Here is an 11,597-nt window from a genome sequence, read left to right as displayed (position 1 = left end):
CTGGGACGGAAGTCGCTGTCGTTCTCAAAATCGGTGGAGCTGCATGACAAAGTCATCGGGCATTATCTGAACATAAAACACTATCAATAAGTTGGAGTCATTACCCAGCTGGCGATAGCCATTCACATCTTGCATCCAGGCAAGGTGTTTCCCGTCCGGTGAAAACACCACAGCATCCGCTGAAGGTGGGTTTTCATGATCGGCAGTCAAAAATGTAATTTCACCGCTCCGGGCATGACAGATAGCCATGCGGTTATCCAGCACAAATCCCAGCCACTCCCCTGACGGGTGCCAGTTAAAAGCCGATTGAATATCATTAACATTGTGGGTTAACTGCCGCAGATCGCGCCCCTGGGGGGAGATCAGCCAGAGTTGCACCACTCCCGCCTCGTCGCGCATCAGGAAGGCAATCTGCGTTGCCTGCGGGTTGGCCCGCACCCAGTGCCGCGGCGTATTGACCAGCCCCGGATAGCGTCGATGGTGAGTAAACGTTAAACGTCGCTGCATCACTCCGGCCGGCGGTGCAGGCATGGTGGTCTCCGTACCGGCCAGCGGCGTATCGCCCGGTTGCTTCCAGCCCCGCTCGCTCTCCGGGAGCGTCACAATAAACAGCTCAGGGATTCTGGCGCCATTGGTCGACAGCGTATCGCCGATAAATGCCAGCGCATGGTTCCCCACCCAGCCTTCTTCATAGGCGCGGTTAATCTCATCGCTGCCCGGCACCGGCGTCGGCGTTGTCCGGCTGACCAGCACGCTCCAGTGGCTGCCGCCATATTCACGCGGATGCTGCCCGTGCGGTGAGACCGGGCCATAAGGGGTCGCGACGCCGACGTTTCGCAGGTCAAGGGAGGCCGAACGTTGGTGCAGGACATGATCGTTATAAGTAAAGCTGACGAACTGCCCGTTTGGACTATAGACATGGACATGGCTGCCGCCGCGCAGCGCGCCCGGCGTATACGGTGCGGTGATATCCATCGCCTCAAGGTTGTGCGTCGCGCCCTGATACGTCACCACGCCGCGGCGATGGTGGAAATCATACTGCCAGTTTTCATCCGGGTGTTCCGGACCATGTATAAAGACGTATTTATCCATCGCAGGATGAACGGTCACCACACCAACATGCGCCCCGTGTTCCGCACCATAGAGGATCTCTACGGCCCCGGTTTGCACATTAACCCGTTCAATCGTCTTTCCGGTAAAGGAGGCTCCCGACGGACGAACGTCAAAGGCCAGCCACTGGCTGTCCGCAGTCCAGGTGCGCGTGTTGGTTAGCTGATGATGGCGGGGAGCAAAGGTGACTTGTTTCATAGAGATACCCTGATGCACAACGTTCACATCAGGGTATAGCATCGGACAGAATTAACCTACACGTTTAACATCGCCCGTCGGCAGGATACAGGAGTGGCCCCGGCAACGCGATTGCAGCGCTACAGACCAGAACCGGGCCGGGATAACGCGCACAAACCAGGCAAGCGCAGGAAAACGTTGCTTATTCCCGCTTTAGTGGTGTCGAATCGCGCCTGAATATGAGCGGATGTTCCAGCCCGAATGCAGCGACCGACGTCGACTATGGCGATGTAAACCACGAGAGTAAACCGCGACACCACGGTACTTCTGCAGGTGGATTCACAAGGACAGAACCCGACATCAGAAGGCTTCACCGACCTGGAAGTAAAAGCCGCTGCTGCCTTTGCCGATACCATAGTCGAGGCGAATATTCACCCGCGGTTTAAATTCAAAGCGATAGCCAACGCCCGCCGTCGGTAGCCAACGGCCGTCATTCAGAGAATCAACGGAAGGTCCCATCGTCCCTGCGCCAACCCAGGCAACAATGCCATGGCGCCAGGTAAGCTGGCGACGATACTCCAGCTGGGTGCTCAGCACATTTTTATCGCGATAGCGCCCCTGATAATAGCCGCGCATGCGTTCATCGCTGCCGAGAAGCGGCAGCATGCTCCACGGTACATCGCCGTGGGTAAATACTCCGTCGCTCTCCCACGCCAGGACGCTTTTGTCGCTGAGCGCGGTGTAGCGGCTGTAGTGAAGATGCCATTCATCAAATCGGGTATCGCTCCCCAGCCCCGGAGCATAGTGGGTATAGCGGAGGTCCGCATACTGGCCCTGGCGAGGGTTCGGAACAAAATCCCGATCGTCCCAGTTCACATCGATGCTGAAGCCAGAACTGAATACCGAGGGCCCCTGAGGAGTGCTTTCAATTTTGGGCAAATCGTCGCGGTCCGTCTCATCGGCATTCTGGGCGGCCAGTGACCAGCCCACGCCAAGATACATATTGTCCACCAGCTGTCGATATACGGTGGGCCGCAGCGTCAGTACCTGCGCGGTATATTTCTCTTTGCCACCGTCGTTATCGGCGGCAGTGAAACCTTGTCCCCAGTAATACGTTGGCGTATTGGCCAGCGAACCTTCGACAAAGATGCGCCAGAGATCGTCGGCAAAAAAGGCGTAGTTTTTTACGCTAATACCAAATGCGCCGGTGGAACTGGCGTAGCCGCTGAGCGTTAACGTCGAATTTTGACTGACGGTATCGGCGGGATCGGGGCGATACATGCCAACCATTGCGGTGCCGATTCCCAGACCTAGCTCCGGCGTGTAGAACGGCCCGGGCATCACGCCCCAGTCGATCCCTTTCGAAGCATCAAACTGGTCGCTGGCCCCCAGGTTTTTCAGCCAGTCATCAATATGTTCCTGGCTCAACGCCTGCGCCTGCCCGATAAAAGAGCATGCGGTACAACACAGAATGACGCTACGCAGCGTGCTCAAAAACGTTTCTCTCCGAGATAAAGGTGATGACGGCCGGCAATACGAAATCGCGTCGGGTTTGATTATAGTTGGCATCCGGCGTGGCTTTTTCGAGGGCGGTACGGGTTCATCGATATAAGAAGGAAAGCTTATCGAATTTGCAGCAATGAAGGGGAGACTTCTGTGCGGACAGGCGTGCGGTGAGGCAAAAATGTCCTAAGCGGTTAATTTAATGCATCATCAAGGCAGAATCAGGCCCGAAAACGCCGGGCCTGAAGATCGGGTCAGGATAAAACGTACTTCTCAATCGCCCAGGCTACACCATCTTCAAGGTTCGATTTGGTGATGAAGTTGGCGGCTTCCTTCACGCTCGGAATCGCGTTATCCATCGCCACGCCGACGCCGGCAAACTCAATCATCGCAATGTCGTTTTCCTGATCGCCAATCGCCATGATCTCTTCCTGCTTGATATTCAGCGCATCGGCCAGAGACTTCACGCCGGTTCCTTTATTGACGCGCTTATCGAGGATTTCGAGGAAGTACGGCGCGCTTTTCAGCACGGTATACTTCTCTTTGACTTCCGCCGGGATGCGGGCGATAGCCTGGTCAAGGATTGCCGGCTCATCGATCATCATCACCTTCAGCAGCTGGATATTCGGGTCCATATTTTCTGCTTCGCAGAAGACCAGTGGAATCGTCGCCACGTAGGATTCATGCACCGTGTAGTAGCTCACATCGCGGTTCGCGGTGTATAGCGTATTGCGATCGAGAGCATGGAAGTGAGAGCCAACATCGCGGGAAAGCTGTTCAAGATAGCGGTAGTCATCATAGCTCAGCGCTGTTTGCGCCACGGTACTGCCGTCGCTTGCCTTCTGTACTAATGCGCCGTTGTAGGTGATGCAGTAGTCTCCCGGCTGCTCCATGTGCAGCTCTTTCAGATAGCTATGCACACCGGCATACGGACGGCCGGTGGTGAGCACAACGTTGACGCCACGCGCGCGCGCCGCGGCAATCGCGGTTTTAACAGCAGGAGAGATGGTATGGTCAGGCAGCAGCAGCGTACCGTCCATATCAATTGCAATCAGTTTAATAGCCATGAGATCCCCAGGTAAGATGAGTCCTGGGCCATGCTAACGCGATTCCGCTCAAAAAACAGCAACAGAAGAAGGGGAAAACGAGGATAGGATCGAAACGAGGAATTCCTCTTTTAGGCCGGAGGAACGCCCGGATAGTGGCGCGAGGCACCCTGTCCGGGCAACATATTCCGCAACCCCGGCCGGCATCGCGCCACCGGGGACCAGAAGATGAGCTTAGATATCGATGTTCGCCGCTTTCAGGGCATTTTCTTCGATAAAGGCGCGGCGCGGTTCTACGGCATCGCCCATCAGGGTGGTGAACAGCTGATCGGCAGCAATCGCATCCTTCACGGTTACGCGCAGCATACGACGGCTATCCGGATCCATCGTGGTTTCCCACAGCTGATCCGGGTTCATCTCGCCCAGCCCTTTATAGCGCTGGATAGACAGACCACGACGGGACTCTTTCACCAGCCAGTCCAGCGCCTGCTCGAAGCTGGCTACCGGTTGACGGCGTTCGCCACGTTCGATAAACGCGTCGTCTTCGATAAGCCCACGCAGTTTCTCGCCCAGCGTGCAAATACGACGATACTCACCGCCGGTGATAAACTCGTGATCCAGCGGATAGTCGGTGTCCACGCCGTGGGTACGCACGCGGATAACCGGTTCGAACAGATGCAGCTCGGCATTTTCGTGAACATCGAATTTCCACAGGCTGCCGTGCTGCTCTTTCTCATTCAGATCGGTCACCAGCGAATTCACCCAACGGGTTACGGTCTGCTCATCGGACAGATCGGCTTCGTTCAACGTCGGCTGATAAATCAGCTCTTTCAGCAGCGCTTTCGGGAAGCGGCGCTCCATGCGAACAATCATTTTCTGCGTCGCATTGAACTCGGCAACCAGTTTCTCTAATGGTTCACCCGCCAGGGCCGGGGCGCTGGCATTGGTGTGCAGGGTTGCGCCATCAAGGGCGATAGAGATCTGGTATTGATCCATCGCTTCATCGTCTTTGATGTACTGTTCCTGTTTGCCTTTCTTCACTTTGTACAGCGGCGGCTGGGCAATGTAGACATGGCCACGTTCAACAATTTCAGGCATCTGACGGTAGAAGAAGGTCAACAGCAGAGTACGAATGTGCGAGCCGTCGACGTCCGCATCGGTCATGATGATGATGCTGTGATAACGCAGTTTATCCGGGTTGTACTCATCGCGACCGATGCCGCAGCCCAGCGCGGTAATCAGCGTCGCCACTTCCTGAGAAGAGAGCATTTTATCGAAGCGGGCTTTCTCGACGTTGAGGATTTTACCCTTCAGCGGCAGGATTGCCTGGTTCTTACGGTTACGACCCTGCTTCGCAGAACCGCCCGCTGAGTCCCCTTCCACGAGGTACAGTTCGGAGAGCGCCGGGTCGCGTTCCTGGCAATCTGCCAGTTTACCCGGCAGGCCTGCCAGGTCCAGCGCGCCTTTACGGCGGGTCATTTCACGTGCACGACGCGCGGCTTCACGCGCGCGGGCCGCATCAATAATTTTGCCGACCACAATTTTGGCGTCAGACGGGTTTTCCAGCAGATATTCATTCAGCAGTTCGTTCATCTGCTGCTCTACCGCCGTTTTCACCTCGGAGGAAACCAGTTTGTCTTTGGTCTGCGAGGAGAACTTCGGATCCGGAACCTTCACGGAAACCACGGCAATCAGGCCTTCACGCGCATCGTCGCCGGTGGCACTGACCTTCGCTTTTTTGCTGTAGCCTTCTTTATCCATGTAGGCGTTCAGGGTACGGGTCATCGCCGCACGGAAGCCCGCCAGGTGCGTACCGCCGTCGCGCTGTGGAATGTTGTTGGTAAAGCAGTAGATGTTCTCCTGGAAACCGTCGTTCCACTGCAGCGCGACTTCAACGCCAATACCGTCTTTTTCGGTGGAGAAATAGAAGATATTCGGATGGATCGGCGTTTTGTTCTTGTTGAGATACTCAACGAACGCCTTGATGCCGCCTTCGTAGTGGAAATGGTCTTCTTTGCCGTCACGCTTGTCGCGCAGGCGGATAGACACCCCTGAGTTCAGGAATGACAGCTCACGCAGGCGTTTTGCCAGGATTTCGTATTCGAATTCGATGACGTTGGTGAAGGTTTCATAGCTCGGCCAGAAACGCACCATGGTACCGGTTTTTTCGGTATCACCGGTTACGGCCAGCGGTGCCTGCGGTACGCCGTGGGCGTAGATCTGGCGGTGAATCTTGTTGTCGCGCTGAATCACCAGCTCCAGTTTCTGTGACAGGGCGTTAACTACAGAGACGCCCACGCCGTGCAGACCACCGGAGACTTTATAGGAGTTATCATCAAATTTACCGCCTGCGTGCAGTACGGTCATGATGACTTCAGCTGCCGACACCCCCTCTTCCGGGTGAATACCGGTCGGAATACCACGGCCATCGTCCTGTACGGAGACAGAGTTATCGCTATGGATAGTGACAACGATGTCTTTACAGTAACCTGCGAGCGCTTCGTCGATAGCGTTATCCACAACCTCGAATACCATGTGGTGCAGACCGGTGCCGTCATCCGTGTCGCCGATATACATACCCGGGCGCTTACGCACCGCATCCAGCCCTTTCAGGACTTTGATACTGGAGGAGTCATAAGAATTCGACATCAACGTTTCTCGCTCATTTAAACTTAGGTTAATCCGTTATTTTACCCTTTTCCACGGTGAACATCTTCGAATTTTTGTCCGACATGTCCATTACGTGTTCAGCGCCGATCGCGCTGACGAAAACCTGCGACTGCGTGGCTTTTAAGCGGCTGGCAAGCAGTCCGCGCCGCGCGTCATCAAGTTCCGAGGCAAAATCATCTATCAGATACAGACAGCGTCTCCCGCTTTCGCGGGTTAAAAACTCGCCCTGCGCCAGTCGTAGCGCGCACATCAGGAGTTTAAGCTGCCCACGTGACAAAGTATCTTCGACCGGCGCACCATCGGCACGAATGCGGAAATCCGCTTTGTGCGGGCCGTGGGCGGTGTAGGTCAGCATGCGGTCACGCTCGAAGTTTCTCTCCAGCACTTCGGAATAATCCGTTTCTTTCTCCCAGCCGCGCTGGAATGAGAAGGTCAGAGAGAATTCAGGTAAAAACTGTTTACAGGTATCCGCCATGTCTTCGACGATCGCGGCGCTATATTCGGCACGCCAGCGGCTGATTTGTTCCGCCAGCGGAATCAGTTCCAGATCCCAGGGACGTATCTGCGCATAGCGGCTGACCTGGCGCAGCGCGGCATTACGCTGCTTCAACAAGCGCTTCAGATTGCTCCAGGCGGTAAAGAATCCGGCTTCGTTGTGAAAGCATCCCCAGTCAAGGAACGCTCTTCTGTATTTGGGGCCGCCGTTGAGTAATGTAAACCCCTCCGGCGTAATCAGCTGCATCGGCATCAGGTGCGCCAGTTCCGCCACTTTGTGGCCGTCGCTACCGTCAATACGAACCTTGCTGTCGCCCTGTTTATCTTTAGTCAGGCCAATGGAGATTTCACGCTCTTCGCCCTGCAGGCGTCCGTGCAGCACGAACGACTCCTGCTCATGGCGAATCACCCGGCCAATTTGCAAGCTGCGAAACGCCCGACCGTGGCCGAGCGTATAGATGGCCTCGAGCACACTGGTTTTGCCGCTGCCGTTGGCGCCAACCAGAAAGTTAAAGCCGGGAGATAAGGCGAGATCCGCATTTTCAATGTTGCGGAAATCTTTGATCAGGAGTCGGGATAGCGACATAGTCAGCTCATAACCAGGGCATTATCGTCGCAGTTAGTCTGGTTACGGCCAGCGCGCAGCAACCGGAGCGTACTAAAGTACGTGAGGATTGCGAGCACTGCCCGGAGCCAGAATAACAAGTCAGATAGCCCGATATTCTTTACAAGCGCATAGGCATGACAACGTAAGCTGCGGATTGTGATGCCGCATCCTCAATCTGCACGCTCGATACCGAGTCGGTCAGCAAAATACGCACATTTTCGCACTTCAGCGCATTAAGCACATCCAGCACATAGCTGACGTTAAAGCCGATTTCCATCTCGCTGCCGGAGTAGGAAACGTCGAGAATCTCTTCCGCTTCTTCCTGTTCCGGGTTATTGGCGGTGATTTTCAGCTGATTTTCGCTGACATAGAGACGCACGCCGCGGAATTTTTCGTTCGACAGAATCGCGGCACGGGCAAAGGCCTGCTTAAGAATATCGCAGCCGGCATCCAGATGTTTATCGGGATTCTTCGGCAATACCCGGCGATAATCAGGGAAACGACCGTCAACCAGCTTCGATGTGAAGATAAAATCACCGACGTGGGCGCGAATATTGTTGCTGCCAATCTGCACGCGCAGCGGCGTATCGCCGCCATCAAGCATGCGCATCAGCTCAATCACCCCTTTACGCGGCACGATCACCGAATGGTTCGGCAACGATTCACCCAGCGGCATTGAACAGACCGCCAGACGGTGTCCGTCGGTGGCAACGGTACGCAGTTCGTCACCTTCGGTTTCAAACAGCATGCCGTTTAAGTAATAACGCACATCCTGATGCGCCATCGAAAACTGCGTGGCTTCAATCAGGCGCTTCATCGTCGCCTGCGGCAGGGTAAATTCGACTTCACTCTGCCAGTCATCAAGATTCGGGAAATCGGCAGCGGGCAGGGTCGACAGCGAAAAACGGCTGCGTCCGGAACGCACCAGCATCCGATCGCCTTCCAGCTGAACGGCAATCTCCGCGCCTTCGGGCAGGCCGCGGCAGATATCAAAGAATTTTCGCGCCGGAACGGTCGTTGCACCCGCCTCATGCGGTTGAATCAGCGCAACGCGCGCCACCATTTCCATTTCGAGGTCCGTACCGGTCAGCGACAGCGCGCCATCCGAGACCTGAAGCAGCAGGTTACCGAGAATTGGCAGCGTCGGACGACCCCCTAAGGGACCGCTCACCTGTTGCAGCGGTTTTAATAAATGTTCACGTTCTACGGTAAATTTCATAGCGTCACGAGGATAATGTTCTGATTAAATTGGAAAAGTCTTCTTTGATATCGTGGCTTTCTTCACGCAGCTGCTCAATCTTACGGCAGGCGTGTAGCACGGTGGTATGGTCGCGACCGCCAAACGCATCGCCGATTTCCGGCAAACTGTGGTTGGTCAGTTCTTTCGCCAGCGCCATCGCCATCTGGCGTGGACGCGCCACCGAACGGGAGCGGCGTTTCGACAACAGGTCCGCTACCTTAATCTTGTAATATTCCGCCACCGTCTTCTGAATATTGTCGATGGTGACCAGTTTTTCCTGCAGCGCCAGCAGATCGCGCAGCGCTTCACGCACGAAATCGATGGTGATCGCCCGGCCGGTAAAGTTGGCATTGGCGATAACGCGGTTCAGCGCCCCTTCCAGCTCACGTACGTTAGAGCGTAGACGCTTGGCAATAAAGAAGGCCACTTCTCCCGGCAGACGAATGTCGTTTTCGTCGGCTTTTTTCATCAGGATCGCCACGCGGGTTTCCAGCTCAGGCGGCTCGATCGCTACCGTCAGCCCCCAGCCAAAGCGGGATTTCAGACGATCCTCAACACCATTGATCTCTTTCGGATAGCGATCCGAAGTGAGAATGATCTGCTGATTACCCTCCAGCAGAGCATTAAAGGTGTGGAAAAACTCTTCCTGAGAGCGCTCTTTATTGGCAAAGAACTGAATATCATCGATCAACAGGGCGTCGACGGAGCGGTAGTAGCGTTTAAACTCTTCAATGGCGTTGTTCTGTAACGCTTTAACCATGTCCTGAACAAAACGCTCCGAGTGCATATAGACCACTTTGGCGTTGGGTTTGCGCGCAACAATGCCGTTACCGACCGCGTGCAACAGGTGGGTTTTACCCAGACCGGTACCGCCATAAAGGAATAAAGGGTTATATGCGCCACCCGGGTTATCGGCGACCTGACGCGCCGCCGCACGAGCCAGCTGGTTAGATTTACCTTCCACAAAATTGTCGAAGGTGTGCTTAACGTTAACGTTAGAGCGGTAGGTAGGCTCCGCCGGTGCCGGGACGTTATCCCAGCCGGGACGCACGATCGTTGGCGCGACGCGCGCCGTCTGAACCTGCGCTGCCGGTACGGCGGTGGCAACATGCGTATTTACCGCGCCGCGCTGCGCCTGCACCGCCGGGCGAGTCCCGACTTCAAATCGCAGTTGTGGGGCATCAGCACCGCAAAAATCATTGAGGAGTCCATTGATATTATTGAGGTATTTATCCCTTACCCAATCGAGCACAAAACGGTTTGGCGCATACAGTGCCAACGTGTTATCGCTCAATTCCGCCTGCAACGGGCGTATCCACATACTGAATTCTGTGGCTGGTAACTCATCCTGCAATCGGGCAAGACACTGCTGCCAAAGCGAAAGTGACACGGCGGACTCCACTCGAACATAAAATCGATATAAAGAAAAAAAGAAACAATCGTGATTGTTGGCACACGTCGACAAGACCCAGCATTGGCCGAAAAGCCCCTGCACAAAAGGGGTGACGCGCGAACCGCTATCTGCGGTATTTATCCGATGCGGATCGGTGGATCGCGATCAGGACCGGGGATCATAGCCTAAACTGAGAAAGATATCTTGTGTTTCTCAACAGATTCTTCCCGATTTATCCACAGGAAGGATCAAAGCCGGGTAAGTGTAATCGATCCGGAGAGGAGTGAGGCACGATTTCGCCCACATATTGGAAAATTTAATGAGCTATGCTGGTTTAGGGCCTAAACGATCTAACAAAGATCCTTTACGATCCTTGCGCTTTACCCGTCAGGCCGTATAATCCTCCACCCGGCGCGTAATGCCCGTTTTCCGTTGCCTGTCGCAGGTCATTTTTTGTGCGACAAGGTGCGAGAAATAAGGAAAGAGAATTGACTCCGGAGTGTACAATTATTACAATCCGGCCTCTTTAATCACCATCGCTGCCGCGTAAGTCGTTCGAAGTTCGTTCGGGTATACGCAAAAGTCAGTGAAATTATTCAAGTTTAGGTAGAAACCGCCATGAAACGCACTTTTCAACCGTCTGTACTGAAGCGCAACCGTTCTCACGGCTTCCGTGCACGTATGGCTACTAAAAATGGTCGTCAGGTTCTGGCACGTCGTCGTGCTAAAAGCCGTGCTCGTCTGACCGTTTCCAAGTAATAAAGCTAACCCTGCGTGGTTAAGCTCGCATTTCCCAGGGAGTTACGTTTGTTAACTCCCAGTCATTTCACTTTCGTCTTCCAGCAGCCACAACGGGCTGGCACGCCGCAAATCACCATCCTCGGCCGCCTGAATTCGCTGGGGCATCCCCGCATCGGTCTTACCGTCGCCAAGAAAAACGTCAAACGCGCACATGAACGCAATCGGATTAAACGTCTGACGCGTGAAAGTTTTCGTTTGCGTCAACATGAACTCCCGCCAATGGATTTCGTGGTGGTGGCAAAGAAAGGGGTTGTTGACCTCGATAACCGTGCTCTCTCGGAAGCGTTGGAAAAATTATGGCGCCGCCATTGTCGCCTGGCTCCCGGGTCCTGATAGGCCTTATTCGGGTCTATCAGCGCCTGATTAGTCCGCTACTCGGGCCGCATTGTCGTTTCACGCCAACCTGTTCAAGCTACGGAATTGAGGCATTGCGCAGGTTTGGAGTGATAAAAGGCAGTTGGTTGACAGTGAAACGCGTATTAAAATGCCACCCTTTACACCCTGGTGGTGACGATCCCGTCCCGCCTGGACCATTTGATACCAGAGAACACTAAC

11 protein-coding genes and 1 pseudogene are annotated in these 11,597 nt (G+C 54.7%); 5 read left to right on the top strand and 7 right to left on the bottom strand.

The features are described 5' to 3' along the window. A partial coding sequence (locus BV390_RS25885) for an IS1 family transposase (protein WP_024193989.1) occupies window positions 1-90 on the top strand: 90 nt, incomplete at its 5' end. Between the two features lie 15 nt (window positions 91-105). Here the strand turns inward: BV390_RS25885 and BV390_RS25880 are convergent. The 7 genes and pseudogenes from BV390_RS25880 to dnaA all read right to left on the bottom strand — a co-directional run. After that, window positions 106-1,308 (bottom strand): annotated as a pseudogene (locus BV390_RS25880) (DUF3748 domain-containing protein); the annotation flags it as partial. Window positions 1,309-1,647: 339 nt separating this feature from the next. After that, window positions 1,648-2,781 carry a BamA/TamA family outer membrane protein gene (locus BV390_RS25875; protein ID WP_064794057.1) on the bottom strand — a complete coding sequence of 378 codons (1,134 nt, stop codon included), beginning with the start codon at window positions 2,779-2,781 and terminating at the stop codon, window positions 1,648-1,650. A 263-nt stretch (window positions 2,782-3,044) separates the two neighbouring features. Continuing rightward, window positions 3,045-3,857 carry a sugar-phosphatase gene (gene yidA, locus BV390_RS25870; protein ID WP_032690173.1) on the bottom strand — a complete coding sequence of 271 codons (813 nt, stop codon included), beginning with the start codon at window positions 3,855-3,857 and terminating at the stop codon, window positions 3,045-3,047. A gap of 213 nt (window positions 3,858-4,070) precedes the next feature. Continuing rightward, entirely contained in the window at window positions 4,071-6,485 is a 2,415-nt protein-coding gene (gene gyrB, locus BV390_RS25865; RefSeq protein ID WP_004869170.1) for a DNA topoisomerase (ATP-hydrolyzing) subunit B, read from the bottom strand. Between the two features lie 28 nt (window positions 6,486-6,513). Next, on the bottom strand, window positions 6,514-7,587 hold the full coding sequence (gene recF / locus BV390_RS25860; RefSeq protein WP_032690172.1) for a DNA replication/repair protein RecF: 1,074 nt from the start codon (window positions 7,585-7,587) through the stop codon (window positions 6,514-6,516). 139 nt (window positions 7,588-7,726) lie between these two features. Next, complete coding sequence (gene dnaN, locus BV390_RS25855) at window positions 7,727-8,827, bottom strand: DNA polymerase III subunit beta (protein WP_004869173.1); 1,101 nt, start codon at window positions 8,825-8,827, stop codon at window positions 7,727-7,729. Between the two features lie 4 nt (window positions 8,828-8,831). Then, window positions 8,832-10,238, bottom strand: a complete 1,407-nt coding sequence (gene dnaA, locus BV390_RS25850; protein WP_032690170.1) for a chromosomal replication initiator protein DnaA — start codon at window positions 10,236-10,238, stop codon at window positions 8,832-8,834. 322 nt (window positions 10,239-10,560) lie between these two features. Here dnaA and BV390_RS32140 point away from each other — a divergent pair, with 322 nt between their 5' ends. The 4 genes from BV390_RS32140 to yidD all read left to right on the top strand — a co-directional run bounded on the left by BV390_RS32140 (window position 10,561) and on the right by yidD (window position 11,596). Further along, window positions 10,561-10,641, top strand: a complete 81-nt coding sequence (locus BV390_RS32140; RefSeq protein ID WP_418325380.1) for a hypothetical protein — start codon at window positions 10,561-10,563, stop codon at window positions 10,639-10,641. Window positions 10,642-10,859: 218 nt separating this feature from the next. Then, a complete protein-coding gene (gene rpmH, locus BV390_RS25845; protein ID WP_004871828.1) occupies window positions 10,860-11,000 on the top strand; it encodes a 50S ribosomal protein L34 in 141 nt (46 codons plus the stop codon). A gap of 15 nt (window positions 11,001-11,015) precedes the next feature. Continuing rightward, entirely contained in the window at window positions 11,016-11,375 is a 360-nt protein-coding gene (gene rnpA, locus BV390_RS25840; protein ID WP_085397471.1) for a ribonuclease P protein component, read from the top strand. Further along, a complete protein-coding gene (gene yidD, locus BV390_RS25835) occupies window positions 11,339-11,596 on the top strand; it encodes a membrane protein insertion efficiency factor YidD (protein ID WP_015585463.1) in 258 nt (85 codons plus the stop codon). The genes rnpA and yidD overlap by 37 nt, the downstream gene beginning before the upstream one ends. Window position 11,597 lies beyond the last annotated feature (1 nt).

The organism is Klebsiella sp. YJ (assembly GCF_002108615.1).
Taxonomy (GTDB): domain Bacteria; phylum Pseudomonadota; class Gammaproteobacteria; order Enterobacterales; family Enterobacteriaceae; genus Klebsiella; species Klebsiella planticola.
Note: the sequence above shows the minus strand (reverse complement) of the source record. Positions and strands in the feature narration are given on the sequence as shown.